Consider the following 22,836-nt stretch of genomic DNA (forward strand, 5'->3'; position numbering starts at 1 on the left):
AGCAAATCACACATCGCCTCTCAAAAATGCGGCCCAGGCCCCTCCTCTGCGAGCGCATCCTGCGCATTGCGCAGCGGGCAGACCTTGAGCGACAAACAACCGCAGCCAATGCAGCCATCCAGCTGGTCACGCAGCGCCGTCAGCGTGCGGATGCGCTCGTCCAGGTCATCGCGCCAGCGGGCGGACAGGCGGCGCCAGTCGGCCACCGTGGGCGTGCGCCCGGCGGGCAGCGCCTGCAAGGCCTCGGCGATGGCGGCCAGCGGCACGCCCATGCGCTGCGCCACCTTGATCACCGCCACGCGGCGCAGCACGGAGCGCGGGTAGCGCCGCTGGTTCCCCGCATTGCGCACACTGGCGATCAGCCCGCGCGATTCATAAAAATGCAGGGCCGACACGGCCAGCCCGCTGCGGCTGGCGACCTCGCCCACCGACAGCTCGGATTTTTCGCACAGCTCGGACGGGTCAGCCTGCGCGTCCGCTACCACGCGGGCAACGGGAATGCGGGGCTTGCCTGGTTTCACAACAGCTTCTGCAAGGGCTTTCTTCACGGCGATTGACCTCAATTTAACTTGAGGTTTGATACTAACCCACGAAGCCCTTGCAACCGCCGCCGATGCCGCTGCGACTGCGGTCGCCCAGGCTTTCCGGCAATTCCACCTTGGGTTTCACCTTCACATCCCCTCTCAGGATTTCTGCACCATGCGCCTTGATACCGCAACAACCCAGCACCCCGCCACGGCAACTTCCACGCTGCGCTTCATCAACCCGCCGGGCCTGTACGACCCGCGTGCCAATGGCTACACCCATGTGGTGGTGGCGCCCGCCCCGGCACGCACTGTCTTTGTGGCGGGCCAAGGTGGCGAGAACGCGGCGGGCCAGCTGTCTGCCGACTTTGGCGAGCAGCTGCGCCAGGCGTTCACCAACCTGCGTATCGCATTGGCAGGCGCGGGGGCCAGCGTGCATGACGTGGCCAAGCTCACCGTGCTGGTGGTGGACCACACCGAGCAGCGGCTGGCGCTGTTCAGCCAGGCGGTGCGCAGCCTTTGGCCCGATGGGGCGGCACCGGCCTGCACGCTGATCCCGGTGCCCCGGCTGGCGCTCGACGGCATGCTGATTGAAATCGAGGCCACAGCAGTGATGCAGGCATGAGCTGTGCATGCACACCACCCCAGGCAACCACTGTCCCCAAGATGAGCACTCCACCGCACTCCCGCTCCGCATCCACCACACCGCCCAGCACGCCCCGCGCAGAGGCGCCAGGCCTCAGCACGCCGGTGCTGCTGCTCATGGCCGTGGCCTGCGGGTTGTGCGCGGGCAGCAATTACTTCAACCAGCCCCTTCTGCACTCCATTGCCACGCAGTTGCAGGTGCGTGACGCCTCGGCGGCGCTCATCGTCACGCTGGCGCAGGTGGCCTACGCGGCGGGTTTGTTGTTGTTGGTGCCGCTGGGTGACATGCTGGAGCGGCGGCGGCTCATCACCACGCTGATGTTGCTGGCGGCTCTGGGGCTGTTCACCAGCGGGTTTGCGGGCAGCTACGCCCTGCTGGCGCTGGGCACGGTGCTAACGGGGCTGTTCTCGGTGGCTGCGCAGGTGCTGGTGCCGTTGGCGGCCACGCTGGCTGCGCCGGGCCGCAGTGGGCGCGCGGTGGGGCTGGTGATGAGCGGGCTGCTTGTGGGCATTCTGGCGGCGCGCAGTGTGGCGGGACTGCTGTCTGAACTGGGCGGCTGGACGCTGGTGTACCGCGTGGCGGGCGTGGCCATGGTGGCCGTGGCGCTGGCGCTGTGGTGGGCAATGCCCCGCTCGCGAAACGCTGGGCGGGCCCAGGGGTATGGCCAGGTGCTGCGCTCTCTGGGCACGCTGGCCCTGCGCCACCCCCGGCTGCGCAGCCGGGCCTTGCTGGGTGGGCTGTCGTTTGCGTCGGTCAGCGTGTTGTTCTCCACCATGGCGCTGTTGCTGGCGGGGCCTGCCCACCGCCTGGGCGATGCGGGCATCGGCCTGGTGGGGCTGGCGGGCGTGGCCGGTGCGCTCATGGCCAATGTGGCGGGCCGCATGGCCGACCGTGGTCAGGCCCAGGTGGCCACGGCCGTTTCGGTGGGGTTGCTGCTGCTGGGCTGGGGCGCGCTCTGGCTGGGCGCCACCAACCTGGTGTGGTTTGTAGTGGGCATGCTGGTGGTAGACCTGGCGCTGCAGGGCGTGCACATCAGCAATCAGAACGTGATCTACCGGCTGGACCCCACGGCCCGTGCGCGCATCAACGCGGTGTACATGACCAGCTACTTCACGGGCGCGGCCAGCGGGTCGGCGCTCGGGTCCGTGGCCTGGCTATGGGGCGGCTGGGGCGCCACCTGTGCGCTGGGTGGGAGCATCGCGGTGCTCAACGCCCTGGCGCTGGCGCATGACCAGCGCCTGGCTCTGCGAGCGCAGCCTGCGGCAGCGAACCCCGCTGCGGCGCAGCCCGCCGTGCGCTGAAAGGGGCCGGTTTGTGACGTACCATCCCGGCACGGTCCCATTCCGAGACCTTTACAGGAGGCACCATGGCCAAAGGCGAACAACGCAGCAACAAGATGGCAAAGAAACCCAAGAAGGACACTTCGCTGCCCAAGGAAAGCGGCGGCTCTGACCGCCCCATGCCACCGGTGACCGCCGTCATCCCGCGTGGCAAAGAGAAGAACAAGTAAGTCACCAGGCACCCGCAGGCCGTGGTGCTGAGGCGCGCATGCGCCGACAAGCCGTTTGCTATCATAAAAATAGCTGCCAGCGCTTTACCAATAAGCGCTGGCAGCTATTTTTGCTTGAAATTCAGCCTTCATCCTCCACGGTGGCGGTGCCCACCAGCGCTGCACGGGCCAGCCAGTCGGTGTCGGGCTCGGGGCGCCCGAAGAGGTAGCCCTGGTACACGATGTCGGGAGCGCGTTGGCTCAGGAAATCCGCCTGGTCGCGGGTCTCGACCCCTTCCGCCACCACGCGCAGGCCGAAGTGGCGGGCCACCGACAGGATGCCTTCTACCAGCACGCCATCGTCGGCATTGGTGGGTGCGTCGCGCACAAAGGAGCGGTCGATCTTGATCTCCTGGATCGGCAGGCGCTTGAGATAGGCCAGCGACGAATAGCCCGTGCCAAAGTCGTCCAGCGACATGTCCACCCCCAGCGCCGCCAACTCGCCCATCTTGGCCACGGCGTCGTCAAAGTCGTCGATCACCAGGCCTTCGGTCACCTCCAGGGTGAGCAGGCGCGGGTCGGCGCCGCTGGCAGCCAGCATGGCGCGCAGCTGCGGCACAAAACCCGCCTGCCGGAACTGCCGGGCACTCAGGTTGACCGACAGCCGCAGTCGCCGCTCCTGAAACAATGGCTGCGCCAGCAGCGCGCAGGCATGGGAGAGTACCCAGCCGCCCAGGCTCACGATCAGGTCCGACTCTTCCGCCACGGGGATGAAAACGCCCGGCGCCACCAGACCGTCGCGCGGATGCTGCCAGCGCACCAGCACCTCAGCCCCGGTGATCTGGCCCAACACGTCCACCTGCGACTGCAGGTACAGCCGCAGCTCGCCCGCGCCGATGGCCTGGCGCAGCTCGCGCTCCACGCGAAAGCGCTGCTCGGCCGCCTCGCCCATGCCTTGCTCGAAGAAAGCCGCCCGCCCACCACCGGCCTGCTTGGCGCGGTGCAGCGCCGTGCCTGCACGGCGCAGGGCGTCGTGCGCAACATCATTGGCGCTTTGCGGGTAGAGCGTGATGCCCACGCTAGCACCCAGCTGGGCTTCTTCGGTGTCGTTGTCTTGCAGGTGCAGCGGCCGCAGCAGCGCTGTCTGCAGCTTTTCGGCAAAGGCCAGGGCACGCCGGCCCGCCAGCGAGGCATCGGCGCCCAGGCCGTGCAGCACCACGGCAAATTCGTCGCCCGCCACACGCACCAGCAGGCCCTGGGGGGGCAGTATCTCGGACAGGCGCAGCGCCACGGCGCACAGCAGGCGGTCGCCCATCTCGCTGCCGCGTGCATCGTTGAAGGTGGTGAAGCGGTCCAGGTCCAGCAGCAGCAGCGCGTGTTGCGTGGTGGGCGGGCGGCCCGCGCGGCCCTGCAGCGCAGACAGTCGCTCCATCAGCGTGAAGCGGTTGGGCAGGCTGGTGAGGCTGTCGAAATGCGCCAGGCGATGAATTTCCTGCGCTGCGCGCTTGCGCTCGGTGACGTCCTGCTTGAGCTCTACATAGTGGCTGATGTGGCCGTCGGGCTGGCGGATGGGGGCCACCACCACGGCCTCGGCAATCTCGGCGCCGTCCTTGCGGCGGTTGACCTGCTCGCCCGCCCAGCTCTCGCCGCGGGCCAGGGTGGCGCGCAGGCCGTCCCGCTGCGCGGGCGCCAGGCCATTGCTGGAATAGTCGGCCGATGCCTTGCCCACCACTTCATCGCGCTCATAACCCGTGCGGCGCACGAAGGCGTCATTCACGTACTCGATGTCTTCTTTCAGATCGGTAATAACGATGCTCTCGGGGCTCTGCTCCACCGCCCGCAGCAGCTTGCGCAGTGCAGCCTCGCTGGCAGCCAGGTTGGTGGCGGTCTGCTGCGCCTCCTGCACCCGGCTCATGTAGTTGCGGCGCGACAGCAGCGTGGCCGCTGCTGTCAGCACCAGAATGCCTGCCAGGTACACCGCACCGGCCACCCGGTTGGCCACCTGCACCGGCTTGAACATGCCCTGGATGTCGGCCCAGATGAACCCCAGGAACAGCAGCGCCGTGAGCCCCACCAGCGTCAGGGTGGCCCTGGCCCCCAGCAGCCAGCCGGCCAGTACGATGATCACCGGGTAGTTGAGCAGGTTGGGGCCGTTCACACCGCCATTGCGGGCCGCCACCAGCGACACCGATACCCACACGCCCCACACCAGCAGGTGGGCCGCCTGCGTCCAGCGCTGCTGGCGCGCCAGCCACAGCGCTGAGCCCCCCACCAGGCCCGCCACCAGATTGAGCGCCACACGCGCAGGCTGCACGGGGTCGTCAAACATCAGCAGCACGCCGATGACGCCACCGAGCAGCATCACGGCCCACCCTGCCACACGCACCAGATGGCGTGTGGTGGCGTCTTCGTGGTCGGGCAGCGGAACAGCGGGGGCTTCGGCCATGGCGACGGGGGTAGCGGGAGGAAGGCCATCGTAACCGCTGCCTTAGAACCTGTTCAAGTTCTTAGAACCTGTTCAAGATCTTTTCGGGGTCGCACAAGTGCCTTGCCGGGATGGGATGCAAGGCGCGGTGAGCGGCCAATAGCCCGGCTATTGGCAAGCGCCGCAACGCCGCAGACCGCCCGGCAAGGCACTTGCCCGAAGGGTTGGAGTGAAATCGGGCGATTGAATGCCTCGGCTGCTTGCATGGGCATGAGCCCATGCGGCGCATCCGAAGCTTCCACTCATCCCGATTGCACTCCAATGCGATCCCCGAAAAGATCTTGAACAGGTTCTTACGGATCGGCTACCAGCAAAACGCCAGCAGCGGCGGCCACGCAACGCCGACGGCGGGCATCCTGCGCGCCAGCTGGGATGCGCCGGGAATCCGGTCAGTCCGTGCCGTCGTCGCTGCCCGGCGCAGGCTCCCGCACACCAGAGCCCTTGCCTTTGGACTTGGCGCGCGCATCCTTCTTGGCCTGGCGCTTGGCGTCTTCGGCCAGGCCCGCAGCGCGCCAGGCTTCAAACTCGGTGGGCGTCTCCAGCGTGATGCGGCCCAGAATGGCGGTGCGGAAATCCGTCATCACGATCTCGGCCGTCTTTTGCAGGTTGACCTTGCCGCCGCCCAGCATGGCACCGCGTTTGCGGCCAATGGCTTCGAGCAGCTCTTCGTCGTGCATCGTTGCCACGGCCCCCTCGGGCAGGCCCAGTTTGTAGCGAGCCTCCAACAGTGGGGCGTAGTTTTTCTGCAGGCGGCGCAGCAGCTCCAACGCCACCAGCTCCTCGTCGTAGGCATTGCGGCCCACCGCGCCGCTGGCGGCCAGGTTGTAGCCGCTTTCGGGCACCACAATGCGCGGCCACAGCATGCCGGGCGTGTCCCACAGGTAGAAGTCGTCGGCCAGGGTGATGCGCTGTTCCAGCTTGGTGATGCCGGCCTCGTCGCCCGTCTTGGCCTGGCGCTTGTTGCTGAGCGTGTTGATGAGCGTGGACTTGCCCACGTTGGGCACGCCGCAGATCAGCACCCGCATGGGCTTGGCCATGCCGCCCCGGTTGGGCGACAGCAGGTGGCACGCGTCAATCAGCTTGCGCGTGGGGGCCGGGTCGGACGCATCGAGTGGCAAGGCGCGCGTGTCGCTCTGGGCGTTGTACCAGTCCACCCACTGCGCCGTGCGCTCGGGGTCGGCCACGTCCTGCTTGTTGAGCACCTTGAGCGTGGGCTTGTGGCCGGTGATCTCGGCCAGCAGCGGGTTGGCGCTGGAGCCGGGCAAGCGGGCGTCCAGCACCTCGATCACCACGTCAATGTCCTTGATGCGTTCGGTGATGGCTTTGCGGGTCAGGTGCATGTGACCGGGGAACCACTGGATGGCCATGCGAGGTACTTTCTTGTGTTTTCAAATCAATCTGAGGGTGGCAAGGATAATCGCGGTCCCACTTGCCCTACGCCACGGCGTTGTTTGACCTTCATGCCAGCCCCTCTCGACACCCCGCGCAAAGCCACCGCCACCAAGGCCCACAAGGATCTGCTGTTCAAGAGCGTGACCTTGGCCCTGATTGGTCTGGTCATCCTGCTGGCGCCGTACGTCGCCCGCTCTGCCAGCGTGCGCGATCTGATGAGCCAGGCGGCCCTGGTGGGCTGGTTTGCGCTGGTGCTGGGCATTGCGTTTGGGGTGCAGTACGCCGTGCGCCGCGCCAAGTCCGGGCGCCACAAGCCGTGACTTCACTCACCATGGCAACCCCGGCCCGCGCTGTGGACGGCGCGACCGCGCAGCAGATGTTCCAGTCGCTGCAGCAACGCGCTGCAGACATGGGCATTGCGCTGCGCACCCCGCCGCCCGAGCCCACCACCTGCTGTGGGCGCGGGTGCAATGGCTGCGTGTGGGAGGGGTTTCTGGACGCGGCCGAATACTGGCGGCAAGAGGCGCTGCTGCAGCTGCAAGGCTGAAATTAGCGCCTAAATAGCCTCTAGCGCTTTATGTATAAGCGCAGACAGCTATCAAATTAAGAGCATCTGGCAGCCCGCCTTGCAGCAGATGTCGGCTGAAACTGTCGCTGCCCAAGGCCAGTGCCACCGTGGAACTGGCTTCGCCAGGCCACCGGTGGCGTCCCCCTTGGGGGAAGCGGCGCAGCCGCTCAGGGGGTCAACTCCTTCACCGCCATGTACTGCTCGCGCCATTCCTCAAACGGCAGCGTGTCTGCCGCCTCGATGGCTTTCTGCGCGGCAATCGATTCATCTGCCATCGCCAGGTAGCGCGCCTGCTGTTCAGGCGTCCACGGCAGGCCCAGCAACGCGTCGCGCGCAGCGATGGACTGCTGGCGGGCAAAGGATTCAAAGCTGTTGTGGTGGCTCTGCACGATGCTGTCGAGAACGCGGGCCGATGGTGTGCGCTCGGGCGCAGCCATCAGCGCGCGGGCATCGCGCAGCGCGGTACTGTAGTCGTCGGTGCCATGGGTGGCATCCAGCGCGGCAGCCAGCGGCTCGCAGGCGGCCAGCACCTCGGCACCCCATTCGGTCAGCGGCACGCTCTGGCCGTTGCGCGACAGGTGCAAACCGGGCTCGCGGCCCCGCTCTGCGGTGAGGTGCTGGTTCTGCTTGAGTTCGGCAATTTCGGCCGGCGTGTCGGGCGGGCTGTCGGACAGCAGGCAGTGCAGCAGGAACACGTCCAGCAGGCGCATGGTGGGCGCGGTGATGCCCACGGGCACGAACGGGTCCAGGTCCATCAGGCGCACTTCCACGTATTCCACACCCCGCTCGCGCAGCGCGTGCAGCGGGCGCTCACCGGTGCGCACGGTGCGCTTGGGGCGGATGGTGCCGTAGAACTCATTTTCGATCTGCAGCAGGCTGGTGCCCAGCTGGTTGTAGTCGCCACCGGGGTTGCGCACGCCGACGGTTTCGTAGGCGGGGTACGGCTTGGTCAACGCCTCGTGCAGCGAGTTGGCGTAGCCCGTCAGGCCGTTGTAGCTCACGGCCAGCGTGGCCTGCGCGTCGCTCTGGTAGCCCAGGCGGCCCATGCGCAGCGACGTGGCGTGGGGCAGGTACAGCGCGCTGCCGCCCTCCATGCGCTCCAGGCGGTGCTCGCGCCCTTCCACAAAACAGGGGCACAAGGCGGGCGACGCGCCGAACAGGTACAGCAGCACAAACGCGTGGCGGCGGAAGTTGCGGATGAGTGCGAAATACTGCTCGCTGTCTACGCCCGGCAACGACCAGTTGTAGTGAATGCCCGAGATGGTCTGCATGCGGCGGCCATAGCGGTGGCCCAGGCCCATGCGGTACACGCTCTTGGCGCGGCCCACATTGGAGCTGCCATAGCGGCCAATCGGAATCGTCTCGTCGGTGGGAAGGCCGCAGGGCATGCTGGAGGCCCACAGCAGCTCGCCACCGCTGTCCTTGAGGGTGTGGTGCACAAACTGATGCACCTCGGTCAGCTCATCCAGGCACTGCTGCACGCCCTTGTGGGCGCCAGTGATCAGCTCCAGCTGCGACTCGCTGTAGTCCGTGGTGATCAGGGGATGTGTGAGGGCCGAGCCCAGCGCCAGCGGGTGGGGTGTGAGGGCCAGGCCGCCGGTGGGCAGCACGCGCAGCCCTTCCTTTTCGATGCCGCGGCGAATCCCCCCCAGGGCGTCCGCCGGGTAGGCGGCCAGTCTCTCGTGCAGTGTGCTCATATGTTTATACCGATCCAACTTCTGTCGGCCCGGAACTTAGCACGTTGAGCGCTGGCCCGCCTCTGGGGAAATCAAGCCCTTGCGGCCAAGGCCTTTCCAACTTCGTTGGTTCCTTGGGCTGCGCCACTTTGTGGTACTTGCTCGCCGGCACGGTCCGTCACCTGGGCCAGGTGGGCCGCCAGTTGCTCGGGCACATCGGCGCCAATGCCCAGATGAACGCCCTGCGTCAGGGTGATGTGGGCGGCCTCGAACGTGCCCGCGCCCGCACACAGGATGGTGCGCGTGGGCGCGCTTTCGTGCGCCAGCACCAGCATGGCGGGCACCACGGCCTCGGGCTTCAGGGCGTCCAGCACTTCCTGGGGCATCAGGCCCTCGGTCATGCGCGTGGCGGCCGTGGGGGCCAGGGCGTTCACGTGGATGTTGTACTTGGCGCCCTCGATGGCCAGGGTCTGCATCAGCCCCACCTGGGCCAGCTTGGCCGCGCCATAGTTGGCCTGGCCGAAGTTGCCGTACAGGCCGGTGGACGACGTGGTCATCACGATGCGGCCATATTGCTGGGCCACCATGTGCGGCCACACGGCCTTGCAGCAGTTGGCGGCGCCCATCAGGTGCACATCCACCACCAGGCGGAAGTCGTCCATGCTCATCTTGGCGAACGACTTGTCGCGCAGGATGCCGGCGTTGTTGACCAGGATGTCCACCCGGCCCCAGGCGTCGATGGCCTGCTGCACCATGGCCTCGACCGCGGCAAAGTCGGTGACGGATGCGCCGTTGGCCAGCGCCTCGCCGCCCGCAGCACGGATCTCATCGACCACGGCCTGCGCAGCACTCACGGTACCGCCGCTGCCGTCCACCGCGCCGCCCAGATCGTTGACCAGCACCTTGGCGCCGCGCGCTGCCAAAGCCAATGCATGCTGGCGGCCCAGGCCACCGCCTGCGCCCGTCACGATGGCCACACGGCCTTTGAAATCAATACCCATGGTGAAGGTTCTCCTGTCCAGTTGTCTTGGTTGGTCCATCAATCAGTGGAATAGAAACGAAACGCATCTCTCTAAACCGCCTCTGGCGCCCAGCCCCAATGTGCGGGCACCGCGCGCTGCACTGTAAGCCACGCGGCGCTGGCCGCCGGTTGCGCAGGCGACTGAATAAATGAAGGCATATCCGTCTAAAGCCCTGCGTTCCCAGAGGCCCGTGCACAGCTGCGGCGCATTGGGAATAATCGGCCTCGCAGTCCCGTTCCGGGGGCTTGCTGCCGCAGCGGCACCCCATTACTCACAATTTCATAGCTAACAGCGCTTATAAATCAAGCGCCAGCGGCCATTTTTACCAAGGATTTCCCATGAAAGCAGTCTGGAACGGCGTAGTAGTTGCCGAAAGCGACGACACCGTGGTGGTGGAGGGCAACCACTACTTCCCCGAAAGCGCACTCCACCGCGACTACTTCACCTTCAGCAACCACAAGACCACCTGCGCCTGGAAGGGCCAGGCCAGCTACCTGTCGCTGCTGGTCAACGGCGAAATGAACACCGACGCCGCCTGGTTCTACGCCGACCCCAAGCCCGAAGCCGAAGAAATCAAAGGCCGCGTGGCGTTCTGGAAGGGCGTGAAGGTCACCCCGTGAACACCCCGGAGCCCACCACCTGCGGGTTATCCCTGTCAGCACTGGACAATCATGTGGATAAGTTTTGACAAGCCCTGTATGACAACGCCAAGTGCTTGATTTATAAAGAATCACCCTGCACTGCCTTATTTTTAGGCAACGCAGAACACCATGGCGATGGTTATCCCGTTCTGCACTGGACAATGGTGTGGATAACCTTGGATAAGCCTTGTATGGACGCTTTAAGTGATTGATTTACAAGGAATATCCTTGTGACGCTCAAAAAACAGGCAATTACAAAACCCGATCCGCCCCCGCCGCCAACGCCCTCAAACGGCCCCCAAAACCCCCGGTTATCCCTTCCCGGACTGGACAATCTTGTGGATAACTCTGAACAAGCCTTGTATGACAGTTTTAAGTCATTGATTTACAAGGAAACTTCTTATGCCGCTTAAAAAACAGGCAGTGCAGCCGGGACAAAGCATCTGGGGTACAGTCCCCTTCGGCTTCTTCGAAGCGCTCCTTATTTCATAGCCTCTAGCGCTTACCAGATAAGCGCTAGAGGCTAAAAATACCAAAATATTTAGTGACCACCGCCCCCCTCCAGCACAGCCCCGCCGCCGAACGCAACCAGGGCCCCATCCTGGCGAAGCTGCTGGCCCTGTTGGCACCTACCGGCGCCGCGCTGGAGATTGCCAGCGGCACCGGCCAGCACGCCGCGCACTTTGCAACCGCCCTGCCCGGCTGGACCTGGCAGCCCACAGACCTGCACAACACCCACTTCGCATCGATCACCGCCTGGGCCGAGCAGGCAGGTGCCCGCAACGTGCGGGCGCCACAGCGGCTGGACGTGCTGCATGACCGCTGGCCCAGCGAGGACCCGGCATTCGGCGCCGCGTCGTTCGACCTGGTCTACTGTGCCAACATGCTGCACATCGCGCCCTGGGCCTGCTGCACGGGGCTGATGCAAGGCGCCGCCCGCCACCTGACGCCGGGCGGCCACCTCGTCACCTACGGCCCGTATCTGGAAGATGGCGTGCCCACCGCGCCTGGCAACCTGTCTTTCGACGCCAGCCTGCGCGCACAAGACGGCGACTGGGGCATCCGCCGCATCGAAGACGTGGCCGCCGTCGCCGCCCAGGCCGACCTGCAACTGGCCGCACGGTATGCGATGCCCGCCAACAACCTGCTGCTGGTTTGGACACACGCCTCCCGCAACGCTTGAAGAAACGCACCCCATGAACACACCCACCGCAGCCCCCTTTTTCATCGCCAAGGTCGAGCCCGACGGCCAGCAATGCGACGCCTGGCCCGAGCAGCCCCTGCTGTTGTCGCTGGAGCAAGGCGGCATCGACTGGCCCAGCTCCTGCCGCAACGGCACCTGCCGCACCTGCCTCGGCATGCTGATCGAAGGCGAAGTGCGTTATGCCATCGAGTGGCCCGGCCTGTCTGCCGAAGAAAAGGCCGAGGGCTGCGTGCTGCCCTGCGTGGCCTACCCGGCAAGCGACGTGCGGTTGCAAGCGCAAAGCATCTGACGTTGGCTGAAGGGGCCTGCCCCCCTGCCCCGGCTCGCCCCCCCGAATGGCGCTTTCCTGCTTGCCATGCCCGGCAGTAGTCACCCAGAATCTGCGGCACATACATTGAGGACTTACGCCAATCGGGATGCAGCAACCGGCTTTGCCGTGGGCGTGTCGCTTGCCTGAGCACTGTTTGCGTCAGTCATGATTGGTTGCAGAGCGAGGGGGGACTTCATGAACGCATTTGCCACACCGGCCGCAGTAGCCACGAATCCACCGCGCGCCGCCTACCGTCCCCCCACCCGCGAGGACATCCTGACCCAGTGCATCGCGGCGGACGCGCAATGGGCCGAAAAGCCCGGCCGCAACCTGGTGCTGCTGTTCGACGGCACCGGCAACATTCTGGGCAACCAGCAGGACACCAACGTGGTCAAACTGCTGCGCATGCTCGGCAAGGGCCACGACCCATCGGGCAAGGAGCCCACCCAGCTCGTTTACTACGACCCCGGCGTGGGCACCACCAACGAGTTCCCGGCGGACGGGATCGTGTCCGAGGCCAAGAACCAGCTGCGGCAACTGGCAGGTCTGGCACTGGGCAACGGCGTGTTCCCCAACATCGCAGAGGCCTACCGGTTCCTCGTCAATACCTACCAGCGGGGCGACCGGATCTACCTGTTCGGCTTCTCGCGCGGCGCATTCACGGCGCGGTCGGTGGCCGGGATGATCAACATGTACGGCCTGATCCACACCGAGGGGCTGCCGCTCATCGAAACGCTGGTGCGCACCTACTTTGCGCCGCGCGGCCACAAAAACCAGGCTGGCACCAAAGACCGGGAGAAATTTGCGGAGGACGTGATCAACAACTTCTCGCTGGGCCGCACGCCGCTGGTGCACTTCGTGGGCGTGTGGGACACGGTGGAGGCCATCGGCCTGGGCGGACTGGGCAGCATCAAGATCAGCAACTCCACCGACTTCGACTGCAAGCGCTTTGCCCACGTGCGCCATGCCATGTCGCTGTATGAATCGCGCAGCAAGTACACGCCCCGCCGCTACGAAGACCCGCACTTCACCGCCGAGGAGCAGCCCTGGCGCAGCTACGACCAGCGCTGGTTCCGCGGCGTGCACAGCGACGTGGGCGGCTCGTACGCGCGCGACGGGCTGTCCAACATCACGCTGGCCTGGATGGTGGACGAAGCCGCTGCCCACGGCTTGCGGGTGGACAAGAGCCGGCTGCAGCCCGGCGACCCGCTCACCGCCATGCACGACCAGGCGTATGACTGCCCCTACTGGGTCTGGACCGGCCTGAACGCCCGTGGCCGTGAGACCAGCGACTTCATCGACCCCACGGCCCGCCCGGTGGGCGGCGCCGTGCCCGCCAGCACCGTGCCGCGCACGCAACCCTGGCGCTGGATGGGCATAGCGCTGGCAGCCGCCACGGCCGTGCTGTACGCCATCACCACCCTCGCTGGCTACCGCGCCTGCGACCTGGATACCGCGCCGTTGTGGCTGCAGATCCTGCCCACGGGCTTTCAGCTGTCGGCCCACTGGCATGCCAGCTGGGAGGTGATGTGCAACGCCGAGGGCGTGCGCCGCGTCATCGCCTTGGATTGGGCCCTGCTCGCCTGCTACACCCTGTGGCTGGCCTACCCGGTGGCGTGGGCCGTGCGGCGGCTGGTCGCACGGGCCGTGCCGCCGGGCCGGGCCCTGGGTGGCCTTTCGCGCCATGCACACTGGGCGATGGGCGCGCTCGTGGTGTCGGACCTCGTGGAAAACTTTGCCACGCTGCACATGCACCTCGCCCACTGGCCCACAGTGCTGACGGTGGCCAGCGGCGTCAAGATGCTGTCCCTGATGCTGCTGGTCGGCTTGATCGTGGCCGGCGCGCTGGCCGGGCATGACGGCGGCCGCTCGACTGCGTGATCCGCCTTGGCCGCGCCCCAAGTGAACTAAAATCTCGGCTTTCGGGGCGCAGAGCGCTCCCGCACCGTGCGGCCAGCCCCGCACTGCCCGCTCTTTGGAATCGACCCGCCCGGGTCGTGGCCGGACAGCGTGCGGTGCGCGCCACCCGCGCGGCCCACCGAAAGCCCGCCCTTCCATGACCTCCCCCCTCACCCCCGTGCCGATCTCCCCCGTCGAGGACATCGTGGCCGAGATGCGCGCCGGGCGCATCGTCATCCTGGTGGATGAAGAAGACCGCGAAAACGAAGGCGACCTCGTCCTGGCCGCCGACCACGTGACGCCCGAGGCCATCAACTTCATGGCCCGCTTCGGCCGGGGCCTGATCTGCCTGACATTGAGCCGTGAGCGCTGCGAGTTCCTCAAGCTGCCACCCATGGCCGCGCGCAATGGCACGGTGTACAGCACGGCGTTCACCGTCTCCATCGAGGCGGCCGAGGGTGTGACCACCGGCATCTCGGCGGCCGACCGTGCCCGCACCGTGCAGGTGGCGGTGGACCGCAACTCCAAGCCCACCGACCTGGTCCAACCCGGCCACATCTTCCCGCTGCAGGCCGTGGATGGCGGCGTGCTCATGCGCGCAGGCCATACCGAAGCCGGTTGCGACCTGGCCGCCATGGCAGGCTGCAGCCCCGCATCGGTGATCTGCGAGATCATGAAGGACGACGGCACCATGGCCCGCCTGCCCGACCTGCAGCTGTTTGCGGCCGAGCACGGCCTGAAGATCGGCACCATTGCCGACCTCATCGAATACCGCAGCCGCAACGAGTCGCTGGTCGAAAAGGTCGGCACGCGCACGCTGCAGACCGCCTACGGCGAATTTACCGCCCACGCCTTCCGCGACAAACCTAGCCAGGCCGTGCACCTGGCACTGGTCAAGGGCCAGTGGAGCGCCGACGACGTGGTACCTGTGCGCGTGCACGAGCCCCTGTCGGTGTTCGACGCGCTCGAAGTCAACCGCTCCATGCACTCGTGGGGCCTCGATACCAGCCTGCAATACCTCGTCAAGCAAGGCAAGGGCGTGGCCGTGCTGCTCAACTGCGGTGAAAGCGCCGCCCAGCTGCTGGCGCAGTTTGAAGGCACCGCCCGCGCAGCCCAAGCGCCTGAACGCGGCCGCATGGACCTGCGCACCTATGGCGTGGGCGCGCAGATCCTGCGCGAATGTGGCGTGCACAAGATGGCCCTGATGGGCCAGCCCCGCCGCATGCCCAGCATGGCCGGCTACGGCCTCGAAATCACCGGCTTCATCCCCAAGGAATAAAGAACATGTTTGGCGCAGACAAAGGAACAGCGGACAAGCTGGACGGCAAGAAATTGCACATCGGCATCGTGCAGGCCCGCTTCAACGAGAGCATCACCAACACGCTGGCGGCCGCCTGCCGCGCCGAGTTGCTGGCGCTGGGCGTGCAAGAAAAGCACATCAAGCACGTGCTGGTGCCCGGCGCGCTGGAGGTGCCCGTGGCCTTGCAGGCCATGGCCGAAAGCGATGAATTCGACGCGCTGATTGCGCTGGGCTGCATCATCCGTGGCGAGACCTATCACTTCGAACTGGTGGCCAACGAATCCGGCGCGGGCGTCACGCGCCTGTCGCTGGACTACCAGATCCCGATTGCCAACGCCATCATCACCACCGAAAACGTCCAGCAGGCCATCGCCCGCCAGACCGAAAAAGGCACCGATGCCGCCCGCGTTGCGGTGGAAATGGCCAACCTGCTGGACGAGCTGTCATGAGCGAAAACACCCCCACGCCGTCCTCGGCACGCCCGCCCAAGCAGGCCCGCACCGGGCTCAAGAGCACGGGCACGCGCAAGGCAGCCTCCAAGTCCAACCGCAGCCGCGCGCGCGAATTCGCGCTGCAGGCGCTGTACCAGCACCTGGTGGGCGGCAACGATGCGCACGCCATCGACGCGTTCACCCGCGACCTGGCGGGCTTTCACAAGGCCGATTCGGTGCACTACGACGCACTGCTGCACGGCTGCATCAACACCGCCGCCGACCTGGACGCGCTGATCACCCCGCTGCTGGACCGCAAGATGGCCGAGATCTCGCCCATCGAGCATGCCGTGATGTGGATCGGCGTGTACGAGTTTCAGCACTGCCTGGACGTGCCATGGCGTGTGGTGCTCAACGAGTGCATTGAGCTTGCCAAAGAGTTTGGCGGCACCGATGGCCACAAGTACGTGAACGCCGTGCTCAACGGACTGGCCCCCAAGCTGCGTGCGCTGGAAGTGGCGGCCGACAAGGCCACGGGCGCAATGCCTGGCGCGCCCGCCGACGAAGCCTGAGCGCACCCCGCCGAAAGGCCCCCGCGCGTGCAACCCACTGCCACGCACCGGGCCTTCTTTCTTGAGTTTCCGAGCAACACCCGACCCGCACGGGCAGGACACCTTCCCATGAAGTTTTCCACGCGCGCTGAGCGCATCGAACCGTTCTATGTGATGGAGGTCGCCAAGGCCGCGCAGGCCCTGGCCCGCGAGGTGGCGGGCACGCGCGAGCCGATGATCTTTCTGAACATCGGCGAGCCGGACTTCACCGCGCCGCCCCTGGTGCAAGAGGCCGCCGCGCGCGCCGTGCACAGCGGCGCTACGCAGTACACCAACGCGCTGGGGCTGGATGCGCTGCGCGAGCGCATCAGCGGCTGGTACCAGAGCCGCTTTGGCGTCAACGTGCCTGCACGCCGCATCGTGGTCACGGCCGGTGCTTCGGCCGCGCTGCAGCTGGCGTGCCTGGCGCTGATCGAGTCGGGCGACGAGATCCTGATGCCCGACCCCAGCTACCCCTGCAACCGCCACTTCGTGAGCGCCGCAGAAGGCAAGGCCGTACTGCTGCCCACCACGGCCGCAGAACGCTACCAGCTGAGCGCCGACAAGGTGCGTGCGGCCTGGACGGACAAGACGCGGGGTGTGCTGCTCGCATCGCCGTCCAACCCCACCGGCACTTCCATCGCGCCCGGTGAGCTGCGCCGAATCCACGACGTGGTCCGCGCGCATGACGGCATCACGATGATCGACGAGATCTACCTGGGCCTGTCGTACGAGGAAGAGTTTGGCCACACCGCACTGGCCATCGACGACAACATCATCAGCATCAACAGCTTCAGCAAATACTTCAACATGACCGGCTGGCGCCTGGGCTGGATGGTGGTGCCCGAAGCCATGGTGCCGGTGGTCGAGCGCCTGGCGCAGAACCTGTTCATCTGCGCCAGCACCGTGTCGCAACACGCGGCGCTGGCCTGCTTCGAGGCAGAGAGCATTGCTGAATACGAACGCCGCCGCGCCGAGTTCAAGGCCCGGCGCGACTTCTTTATCCCCGCCCTGCAGCCCATGGGCCTTTCGGTGCCGGTGATGCCCGACGGTGCCTTCTACGCCTGGGCGGACTGCACGCAGGCCGCCGAGCGCCTGGGTGTCAGCGGCAGCTGGGACTTTGCTTTTGAGCTGATGCGCCGTGCGCACATCGCCGTGACGCCAGGGCGTGACTTCGGCACGGCCGAGCCAGAACGTTTTGTGCGCTTTTCCACCGCCAACTCCATGGCGCAACTCCAAGAGTCTGTGGCGCGGCTGCGCAGCGTGCTGGGGTAACGCGCGATGGCATTCGAGTTCCCCATCCGCGTGTATTGGGAGGACACCGATGCCGGCGGCATCGTGTTCTATGCCAACTACCTCAAGTTCTTCGAGCGCGCTCGCACCGAATGGCTGCGGTCGCTGGGCGTGGGTCAGCAGCGATTGCGGGAACAAACCGGGGGCATGTTTGTCGTAACCGATGCCCAGCTTCGCTACCACCGGCCTGCACGGCTGGACGATGAACTGATTGTTACCGCCGCCCTGCAGGCCTCGGGCCGCGCATCGTTGACAATAGTGCAGCGCGCGCTCCTGAAACCAGAGCAGATGACCGAACAAGCCCCTTTGTTGCTAAGCGAAGGCACCATCCGCATCGGATGGGTTGATGCTGCCACCATGCGCCCCGCAAGAATTCCGAACACCCTGCTGGAACAACTCTCACCATGAACTCCCAAGACATGTCCATCATCACCCTGGTGCTGCACGCCAGCTGGGTGGTGCAACTCGTGATGCTGCTGTTGCTGGGCGTCTCCGTCGCCAGTTGGGCAGCCATCTTCCGCAAGCTGTTTTCGCTCAAGCGCGTGAAAGCGCTCAATGAGGATTTCGAGCGCGAGTTCTGGTCGGGCACCAGCCTGAACGACCTGTACGCCAGTGCCGCACAAAACGCCAAGCAGGCCGGTCCCATGGAACGTATTTTTGCCAGCGGCATGCGTGAATACCAGAAGCTGCGTGAACGCCGCATCGTGGACCCCGGCACCCTGCTCGACGGCGCACGCCGCGCCATGCGCGCGAGCTTCCAGCGCGAGATGGACGTGGTGGAGTCGAGCCTGTCATTCCTGGCGTCGGTCGGCTCCGTGTCGCCGTACGTAGGCCTGTTTGGCACCGTGTGGGGCATCATGCACGCGTTCACCGGCTTTGCGGGCATGGAACAGGTCACGCTGGCCACTGTGGCGCCTGGCATTGCCGAAGCCCTGGTGGCTACCGCGATCGGCCTGTTTGCCGCCATCCCCGCTGTGATCGCCTACAACCGCTTTGCCCGCGACATCGACCGCGTGGCCACGCACCAGGAGACCTTCATCGAAGAGTTCTCCAACATCCTGCAGCGCAATCTGGGCGCCCAGCCCGCACCCGCAGGCCATACGGCCTCGGGCCACTGAGCACGGAGGCCCACATGCCCGCCATGGCATCCCGCGGTCGAGGCCGCCGCACCATCAACGAGATCAACATGGTCCCGTTCATCGACGTCATGCTGGTGCTGCTCATCATCTTCATGGTGACGGCGCCCATGCTGACGCCGGGCGTTGTTGATGTGCCCAGCGTGGGCAAAGGCAAGAACATGCCCAAGGTGGTGGCCCAGGTCATCGTCAACAAGGACGGCACGCTGCAGTTCAAGACGCCCGAAGCCACACGCAGTCTGAACCAGCGCGAGATCGGCGACGCGGCCAGCCGCTGGCAGAAGGCCCAGGGTGCTGACAGCGCCAGTGCCGTGGTCATCAGCGCCGACAAGGGCGTGCAGTACGAAAACGTGGTGAAAGCCATGGATGCCTTGCAAAAGGCGGGCGTGCAACGCGTGGGTCTTTCCGTCAAACAGGGTGGCTGAACCGAACGCACGCCCGCCGCTCTGAAGCCCATGCACGCCCACAACGACCGCGACCAGTTTTCCCCGCCCCGCCCCCCGGCACGCTTGCGCGCCATTTCACTGGCGGTGCTTGTGCATGTCGTGCTCATCGGTGCGCTCACCTGGGGAGTGAACTGGAAGAACAGCGCCGACCAGCCTGCGGTGGAGGCCGAACTGTGGGCTGCGGTGCCCCAGCAGGCCGCACCACGCGCCGTGGAGCCCCCGCCGCCACCACCCGCTCCCCCGGAAGTGCGTCCGCCCGCTCCGCCACCACCACCGCCCCCCCGCGCCGTGGAGCCGCCCGACACGCGCGAGGCGGACATCGCCATCGAACGCAAAAAAGAGCGTCTGGAGCAGGAGAAGAAGGCGCGCGAGCAGCAGCTGGAACGTGAAAAGCGCGAACGTGAGCGCAAGGAAGACGAACGCCGCGACCGCCTGGAGCAGGAAAAGAAGGAACGCCTGCAAAAGGAAAAGGAAAAAGAAAGGGAACAGCGCGAAAAGCAGCTGGCCGAGCAGAAGAAGGCCGAGCAGGACAAGCAAAAGAAGCTGGCCGAAGACAAGCGCAAGGCCGACGAAGCCGCCAAGCGCAAGGCCGACGCGGAGGCCAAACAGCTGGCAGAACAGCGGGAAGCCAACCTGCGCCGCCTCCAGGGCCTGGCGGGGGCCACGGGCGGCGAGAACGCCACAGGCACAGCCCAGCGCAGCGCTGGTCCGTCGGGCAGCTATGGCGGCAAGGTTGCAGCCAAGGTCAAGCCCAACATCGTGTACCCCGACGCGATCTCAGGCAACCCGCGCGCCGAGGTGGAAGTCCGCCTTTCGCCCGATGGCACCATCGTGGGCAAACGCCTGGTGCAGTCCAGCGGCAACAAGGCCTGGGATGACGCAGTGCTCCGCGCCCTGGACAAGACCGAGACCCTGCCGCGCGATGTGGATGGCCGCGTGCCGCCTTCACTGACCATTGGCTTCAGGCCACAGGACTGAGCCTCCACAAAAAAACGCCCGGTAGTACCGGGCGCTCTTTTTTTAGAGCATTTTTAGCCTCTAGCGCTTTTTAGACAAGCGCAAACAGCTATACAAACAATAGCAAATCTCTGCCGCTTACCGGTCCCGGCGCTCCATGCGCCGATTCAGGTTCAGCGCGCCCAGCGTGCAGGCCACGCCCGACAGCAAATACACCGTGACCGCCAGCAGCCCGAATTGGGCCGACAGGTACAGGGCCACCAGCGGTGCAAACGCGGCGCCAATGATCCAGGCAAGGTCGGCCGAGAGAGCTGCGCCCGTGTAGCGGTACTGGGGCGAAAAATTGGCCGTGACCGTGCCCGACGCCTGGCCATACGACAAGCCCAGCAGCACAAAACCCAGCAGCAGGAACATGGTGCTGCCCACCTCACCCGAGTTGAGCAGCACGGGGGCCATGAAGCTGAACACGCCGATCAACACCGCCATGCCGCCCAGCAGCTTGCGGCGGCCCAGGTGGTCCGACAGCCAGCCCGACACCATGATGGCCCCCGCTGCCAGAAAGGCGCCTACGATCTGCACGCCCAGAATCTGGGTCACCGGCTGGTCCGAATACAGCGTGATCCAAGACAGCGGGAACACCGTGACCAGGTGGAACAGCGCAAAGCTGGCCAGCGCGGCAAAAGCACCCAGCACCACATTGCTGCCTTCGTCACGGATCACTCGGCTCACAGGCACGGGCTGCAGTTCACGCTCTTGCAGCAGCTCGGCGTACGACTGCCCCACCACCAGGCGCAGGCGGGCAAACAGGGCCACCACGTTCACGGCAAAGGCCACGAAGAAGGGATAACGCCAGCCCCAGGCCAGAAATTCCTGCACGCTGAGGCTGCTGTACAGATAGGCAAACAGACCCGCCGCCAGCACAAACCCGACCGGCGCGCCCAACTGTCCGATCATGGCAAACCAGCCCCGCCGTTCCTTGGGCGCCGACATGGCCAGCAGCGACGGCAGGCCGTCCCAAGAACCGCCGAGCGCCAGACCCTGGCCAATGCGCAGGATCAGCAGCGCCACCACGGCAGTCAGGCCCGCGTCCTTGTAGCCCGGCAAGAACGCCATCCCCACCGTGCACACGCCCAGCAGGAATAGTGCAATGGTCAGCTTGGTGCCCCGGCCCCAGCGCCGCTGGATGGCCATGGAAATGGCCGTGCCCACCGGGCGCACGACAAAAGCGACCGCCAGCAGCGCAAACGCCATCAGCGTGCCATCCAGGCGCGAGAGGAATGGAAAGAGGAAGGACGGGAAGACGAGAACGCAGGCGATCCCGAAAACGAAGAAGTCGAAATACTCGGACGAGCGTCCGATGATCACGCCCACAGCAATTTCGCTGGGGGTCACGTCTTCATGCGTATCAGCCCGCGAGAGAGAAGCGGGGCTTTCTTCAAAGCCGGCCGCAGGGTAAGTGGCAGAGGCGGGGCTGCTCATGAACAGGGCTCCTTGTCGTTGTTTGAATAAGACATTCTGGTTCTACACGCAAGTTTGATCTGGGACAAGTGCGGTTTCACTATGCCGTGTGCAGGACAACACCGCAGGGGCCGGAAATGCACCAAAGTGGGGCGCATTACTTTGACCTTGGACAAAATGTCCAATGTACAAAAAAGCTAGGGCTATTACATTCGACGGCACTTCGTTATCCGCGTTTACCCTTAAACGCCTTGGTTGCGCCTGTCACATGTCCAAACTACCTTTACCTCGCGTGCCTGTCTGGCTCGCCGCCATGGCCGCCTTGGGCAGCCTGGCTGGCTGCAGCAAGGCGGTCGTCCTCAACCCCGCCGGCGACATCGCGGCCCAGCAAGGCCACATGGTCATCCAGGCCACGCTGTTGATGCTGATCATCATCGTTCCGGTGATTGCCCTCACCCTGTGGTTTGCCTGGAAGTACCGCCAGAACAACACTGCCAACACCGAGGCCGACTACGACCCCGACTGGCACCACTCCACCACGCTGGAGCTGGTGATCTGGACCGTGCCGCTCTTGATCGTCATCGCCCTCGGCGCCCTGACGTGGATCGGCACCCACAAGCTCGACCCCTACCGCCCGCTGGACCGCATCTCGGCCAGCAAACCGCTGGACGCCCAATCCACCCCCATGGAAGTGCAGGTGGTGGCCATGGACTGGAAGTGGCTGTTCTTCTACCCTGAGCTGGGCATTGCCACCGTGAATGAACTGGCTGCGCCGGTGGACCGCCCCATCCTGTTCAAGCTCACGGCCACGTCCACGATGAACGCGTTTTACGTGCCCGACCTCGCCGGCATGATCTACGCGATGCCCGGCATGCAGACCGAGCTGAACGCCGTGATCAACCAACCGGGCGTGTACAAGGGCATGTCCTCGCACTACAGCGGCGCTGGCTTCTCTGGCATGACGTTCAAGTTCCATGGCCTGAGCGAGAGCGACTTCGCGCAGTGGGTGGCCAAGACCAAGTCCGAAGGCAAGCCACTTACACGCCAGGCCTACATGGACCTGGCCAAGCCCAGCGAGCGCGACCCCGTGCAGCGCTTTGCCAGCGTGGAAGAAGGCCTGTATGACAAGGTACTGAACCGCTGTGTCGAAGACGGCAAGATGTGCATGCACCACATGATGGCCATTGACGAGAACGGCGGTGACGCCTATGTGCGCGCCGTGGGCCTGAATCTGCCGCAGGACGTATGCACCTCGCAGAACGCCGCCCAGGTGGTGGCCAGCCTGGAAGCCCGCCACGCACCGCGCGCCAACTCCGCCCAATGATCCGCCCTTGATTTGCCATGTCGGCGCCCGTGCCAAGCGGGTGTT

The 22,836-nt window shown here is 65.6% G+C and carries 24 protein-coding genes; 18 read left to right on the top strand and 6 right to left on the bottom strand.

The features are described from left to right. Nucleotides 1-20: 20 nt before the first annotated feature. Nucleotides 21-485 carry a redox-sensitive transcriptional activator SoxR gene (soxR, locus tag AC2YJX_RS16195; protein ID WP_304505251.1) on the bottom strand — a complete coding sequence of 155 codons (465 nt, stop codon included), beginning with the start codon at nucleotides 483-485 and terminating at the stop codon, nucleotides 21-23. A 214-nt stretch (nucleotides 486-699) separates the two neighbouring features. Here soxR and AC2YJX_RS16200 point away from each other — a divergent pair, with 214 nt between their 5' ends. From AC2YJX_RS16200 to AC2YJX_RS16210, 3 genes are all read left to right on the top strand, one after another. Further along, nucleotides 700-1,149 carry a RidA family protein gene (locus tag AC2YJX_RS16200; RefSeq protein ID WP_121507048.1) on the top strand — a complete coding sequence of 150 codons (450 nt, stop codon included), beginning with the start codon at nucleotides 700-702 and terminating at the stop codon, nucleotides 1,147-1,149. A gap of 41 nt (nucleotides 1,150-1,190) precedes the next feature. Then, complete coding sequence (locus AC2YJX_RS16205) at nucleotides 1,191-2,471, top strand: MFS transporter (RefSeq protein WP_487256642.1); 1,281 nt, start codon at nucleotides 1,191-1,193, stop codon at nucleotides 2,469-2,471. A gap of 65 nt (nucleotides 2,472-2,536) precedes the next feature. Continuing rightward, a complete protein-coding gene (locus AC2YJX_RS16210) occupies nucleotides 2,537-2,680 on the top strand; it encodes a hypothetical protein (protein ID WP_199727021.1) in 144 nt (47 codons plus the stop codon). A 121-nt stretch (nucleotides 2,681-2,801) separates the two neighbouring features. On the opposite strand, the gene AC2YJX_RS16215 is transcribed toward AC2YJX_RS16210, so the two are convergent. Both AC2YJX_RS16215 and ylqF read right to left on the bottom strand, forming a co-directional pair. Beyond that, nucleotides 2,802-5,105: a putative bifunctional diguanylate cyclase/phosphodiesterase gene (locus tag AC2YJX_RS16215; protein ID WP_055398881.1), complete on the bottom strand. Its 2,304-nt coding sequence runs from the start codon at nucleotides 5,103-5,105 to the stop codon at nucleotides 2,802-2,804. A gap of 428 nt (nucleotides 5,106-5,533) precedes the next feature. Next, nucleotides 5,534-6,511, bottom strand: coding sequence for a ribosome biogenesis GTPase YlqF (ylqF, locus tag AC2YJX_RS16220; RefSeq protein ID WP_055398883.1), 978 nt, complete (start codon nucleotides 6,509-6,511; stop codon nucleotides 5,534-5,536). A 93-nt stretch (nucleotides 6,512-6,604) separates the two neighbouring features. Between ylqF and AC2YJX_RS16225 the strand changes: the two genes are divergently transcribed. Then, nucleotides 6,605-6,856, top strand: a complete 252-nt coding sequence (locus tag AC2YJX_RS16225; RefSeq protein ID WP_121507050.1) for a hypothetical protein — start codon at nucleotides 6,605-6,607, stop codon at nucleotides 6,854-6,856. Nucleotides 6,857-6,867: 11 nt separating this feature from the next. Further along, on the top strand, nucleotides 6,868-7,083 hold the full coding sequence (locus tag AC2YJX_RS16230) for an oxidoreductase-like domain-containing protein (RefSeq protein ID WP_055398886.1): 216 nt from the start codon (nucleotides 6,868-6,870) through the stop codon (nucleotides 7,081-7,083). A 188-nt stretch (nucleotides 7,084-7,271) separates the two neighbouring features. Here AC2YJX_RS16230 and gshA read toward each other — a convergent pair whose 3' ends face one another. Both gshA and AC2YJX_RS16240 read right to left on the bottom strand, forming a co-directional pair. After that, nucleotides 7,272-8,801 (bottom strand): glutamate--cysteine ligase, encoded by a 1,530-nt coding sequence (gshA, locus tag AC2YJX_RS16235; protein ID WP_487256643.1) that lies wholly within the window; start codon nucleotides 8,799-8,801, stop codon nucleotides 7,272-7,274. 71 nt (nucleotides 8,802-8,872) lie between these two features. Next, complete coding sequence (locus AC2YJX_RS16240) at nucleotides 8,873-9,781, bottom strand: SDR family oxidoreductase (RefSeq protein WP_487256644.1); 909 nt, start codon at nucleotides 9,779-9,781, stop codon at nucleotides 8,873-8,875. A 359-nt stretch (nucleotides 9,782-10,140) separates the two neighbouring features. On the opposite strand from AC2YJX_RS16240, the gene AC2YJX_RS16245 reads away from it, so the two are divergent. From AC2YJX_RS16245 to tolA, 12 genes are all read left to right on the top strand, one after another. Beyond that, nucleotides 10,141-10,422, top strand: a complete 282-nt coding sequence (locus tag AC2YJX_RS16245) for a DUF427 domain-containing protein (protein ID WP_055398894.1) — start codon at nucleotides 10,141-10,143, stop codon at nucleotides 10,420-10,422. 565 nt (nucleotides 10,423-10,987) lie between these two features. After that, nucleotides 10,988-11,626 carry a DUF938 domain-containing protein gene (locus AC2YJX_RS16250; RefSeq protein WP_487256645.1) on the top strand — a complete coding sequence of 213 codons (639 nt, stop codon included), beginning with the start codon at nucleotides 10,988-10,990 and terminating at the stop codon, nucleotides 11,624-11,626. Between the two features lie 13 nt (nucleotides 11,627-11,639). Beyond that, nucleotides 11,640-11,936, top strand: coding sequence for a 2Fe-2S iron-sulfur cluster-binding protein (locus AC2YJX_RS16255; protein ID WP_055398898.1), 297 nt, complete (start codon nucleotides 11,640-11,642; stop codon nucleotides 11,934-11,936). Nucleotides 11,937-12,152: 216 nt separating this feature from the next. Continuing rightward, a complete protein-coding gene (locus tag AC2YJX_RS16260; RefSeq protein ID WP_487256646.1) occupies nucleotides 12,153-13,838 on the top strand; it encodes a T6SS phospholipase effector Tle1-like catalytic domain-containing protein in 1,686 nt (561 codons plus the stop codon). 175 nt (nucleotides 13,839-14,013) lie between these two features. Beyond that, nucleotides 14,014-15,135, top strand: a complete 1,122-nt coding sequence (ribBA, locus tag AC2YJX_RS16265; protein ID WP_055398900.1) for a bifunctional 3,4-dihydroxy-2-butanone-4-phosphate synthase/GTP cyclohydrolase II — start codon at nucleotides 14,014-14,016, stop codon at nucleotides 15,133-15,135. Between the two features lie 5 nt (nucleotides 15,136-15,140). Next, on the top strand, nucleotides 15,141-15,605 hold the full coding sequence (gene ribH, locus AC2YJX_RS16270; RefSeq protein ID WP_487256647.1) for a 6,7-dimethyl-8-ribityllumazine synthase: 465 nt from the start codon (nucleotides 15,141-15,143) through the stop codon (nucleotides 15,603-15,605). Beyond that, nucleotides 15,602-16,159, top strand: coding sequence for a transcription antitermination factor NusB (nusB, locus tag AC2YJX_RS16275; RefSeq protein WP_487256648.1), 558 nt, complete (start codon nucleotides 15,602-15,604; stop codon nucleotides 16,157-16,159). The genes ribH and nusB overlap by 4 nt, the downstream gene beginning before the upstream one ends. A 108-nt stretch (nucleotides 16,160-16,267) precedes the next feature. Then, the gene (locus AC2YJX_RS16280) at nucleotides 16,268-17,452 is read left to right on the top strand and encodes a pyridoxal phosphate-dependent aminotransferase (protein WP_487256649.1); all 1,185 of its coding nucleotides are present in this window, start codon (nucleotides 16,268-16,270) and stop codon (nucleotides 17,450-17,452) included. Between the two features lie 6 nt (nucleotides 17,453-17,458). Next, entirely contained in the window at nucleotides 17,459-17,878 is a 420-nt protein-coding gene (ybgC, locus tag AC2YJX_RS16285) for a tol-pal system-associated acyl-CoA thioesterase (RefSeq protein ID WP_121419468.1), read from the top strand. Continuing rightward, nucleotides 17,875-18,588 carry a protein TolQ gene (gene tolQ, locus AC2YJX_RS16290; RefSeq protein ID WP_055398908.1) on the top strand — a complete coding sequence of 238 codons (714 nt, stop codon included), beginning with the start codon at nucleotides 17,875-17,877 and terminating at the stop codon, nucleotides 18,586-18,588. Before ybgC ends, tolQ begins: the two co-directional genes overlap by 4 nt. Nucleotides 18,589-18,602: 14 nt before the next feature. Beyond that, complete coding sequence (locus AC2YJX_RS16295) at nucleotides 18,603-19,031, top strand: ExbD/TolR family protein (RefSeq protein WP_055398910.1); 429 nt, start codon at nucleotides 18,603-18,605, stop codon at nucleotides 19,029-19,031. 30 nt (nucleotides 19,032-19,061) lie between these two features. Next, nucleotides 19,062-20,030: a cell envelope integrity protein TolA gene (gene tolA, locus AC2YJX_RS16300; RefSeq protein WP_487256650.1), complete on the top strand. Its 969-nt coding sequence runs from the start codon at nucleotides 19,062-19,064 to the stop codon at nucleotides 20,028-20,030. A gap of 117 nt (nucleotides 20,031-20,147) precedes the next feature. Here the strand turns inward: tolA and AC2YJX_RS16305 are convergent, their stop codons facing one another. Further along, on the bottom strand, nucleotides 20,148-21,488 hold the full coding sequence (locus AC2YJX_RS16305) for an MFS transporter (RefSeq protein WP_055402920.1): 1,341 nt from the start codon (nucleotides 21,486-21,488) through the stop codon (nucleotides 20,148-20,150). A gap of 247 nt (nucleotides 21,489-21,735) precedes the next feature. Here AC2YJX_RS16305 and cyoA point away from each other — a divergent pair, with 247 nt between their 5' ends. After that, nucleotides 21,736-22,791 (top strand): ubiquinol oxidase subunit II, encoded by a 1,056-nt coding sequence (gene cyoA / locus AC2YJX_RS16310; RefSeq protein WP_121419466.1) that lies wholly within the window; start codon nucleotides 21,736-21,738, stop codon nucleotides 22,789-22,791. Nucleotides 22,792-22,836 lie beyond the last annotated feature (45 nt).

The organism is Acidovorax sp. SRI_002 (genome assembly GCF_057586455.1).

Excerpts from the sequence above, each read along its gene's own strand:
- AC2YJX_RS16200 (WP_121507048.1), top strand. The coding sequence starts at position 700 with ATGCGCCTTGATACCGCAACAACCCAGCACCCCGCCACGGCAACTTCC.
- AC2YJX_RS16205 (WP_487256642.1), top strand. The coding sequence starts at position 1,191 with ATGAGCACTCCACCGCACTCCCGCTCCGCATCCACCACACCGCCCAGC.
- AC2YJX_RS16210 (WP_199727021.1), top strand. The coding sequence starts at position 2,537 with ATGGCCAAAGGCGAACAACGCAGCAACAAGATGGCAAAGAAACCCAAG.
- AC2YJX_RS16215 (WP_055398881.1), bottom strand. The coding sequence starts at position 5,105 with ATGGCCGAAGCCCCCGCTGTTCCGCTGCCCGACCACGAAGACGCCACC.
- ylqF (WP_055398883.1), bottom strand. The coding sequence starts at position 6,511 with ATGGCCATCCAGTGGTTCCCCGGTCACATGCACCTGACCCGCAAAGCC.
- AC2YJX_RS16225 (WP_121507050.1), top strand. The coding sequence starts at position 6,605 with ATGCCAGCCCCTCTCGACACCCCGCGCAAAGCCACCGCCACCAAGGCC.
- AC2YJX_RS16230 (WP_055398886.1), top strand. The coding sequence starts at position 6,868 with ATGGCAACCCCGGCCCGCGCTGTGGACGGCGCGACCGCGCAGCAGATG.
- gshA (WP_487256643.1), bottom strand. The coding sequence starts at position 8,801 with ATGAGCACACTGCACGAGAGACTGGCCGCCTACCCGGCGGACGCCCTG.
- AC2YJX_RS16240 (WP_487256644.1), bottom strand. The coding sequence starts at position 9,781 with ATGGGTATTGATTTCAAAGGCCGTGTGGCCATCGTGACGGGCGCAGGC.
- AC2YJX_RS16245 (WP_055398894.1), top strand. The coding sequence starts at position 10,141 with ATGAAAGCAGTCTGGAACGGCGTAGTAGTTGCCGAAAGCGACGACACC.
- AC2YJX_RS16255 (WP_055398898.1), top strand. The coding sequence starts at position 11,640 with ATGAACACACCCACCGCAGCCCCCTTTTTCATCGCCAAGGTCGAGCCC.
- AC2YJX_RS16260 (WP_487256646.1), top strand. The coding sequence starts at position 12,153 with ATGAACGCATTTGCCACACCGGCCGCAGTAGCCACGAATCCACCGCGC.
- ribBA (WP_055398900.1), top strand. The coding sequence starts at position 14,014 with ATGACCTCCCCCCTCACCCCCGTGCCGATCTCCCCCGTCGAGGACATC.
- ribH (WP_487256647.1), top strand. The coding sequence starts at position 15,141 with ATGTTTGGCGCAGACAAAGGAACAGCGGACAAGCTGGACGGCAAGAAA.
- nusB (WP_487256648.1), top strand. The coding sequence starts at position 15,602 with ATGAGCGAAAACACCCCCACGCCGTCCTCGGCACGCCCGCCCAAGCAG.
- AC2YJX_RS16280 (WP_487256649.1), top strand. The coding sequence starts at position 16,268 with ATGAAGTTTTCCACGCGCGCTGAGCGCATCGAACCGTTCTATGTGATG.
- ybgC (WP_121419468.1), top strand. The coding sequence starts at position 17,459 with ATGGCATTCGAGTTCCCCATCCGCGTGTATTGGGAGGACACCGATGCC.
- tolQ (WP_055398908.1), top strand. The coding sequence starts at position 17,875 with ATGAACTCCCAAGACATGTCCATCATCACCCTGGTGCTGCACGCCAGC.
- AC2YJX_RS16295 (WP_055398910.1), top strand. The coding sequence starts at position 18,603 with ATGCCCGCCATGGCATCCCGCGGTCGAGGCCGCCGCACCATCAACGAG.
- tolA (WP_487256650.1), top strand. The coding sequence starts at position 19,062 with ATGCACGCCCACAACGACCGCGACCAGTTTTCCCCGCCCCGCCCCCCG.
- AC2YJX_RS16305 (WP_055402920.1), bottom strand. The coding sequence starts at position 21,488 with ATGAGCAGCCCCGCCTCTGCCACTTACCCTGCGGCCGGCTTTGAAGAA.
- cyoA (WP_121419466.1), top strand. The coding sequence starts at position 21,736 with ATGTCCAAACTACCTTTACCTCGCGTGCCTGTCTGGCTCGCCGCCATG.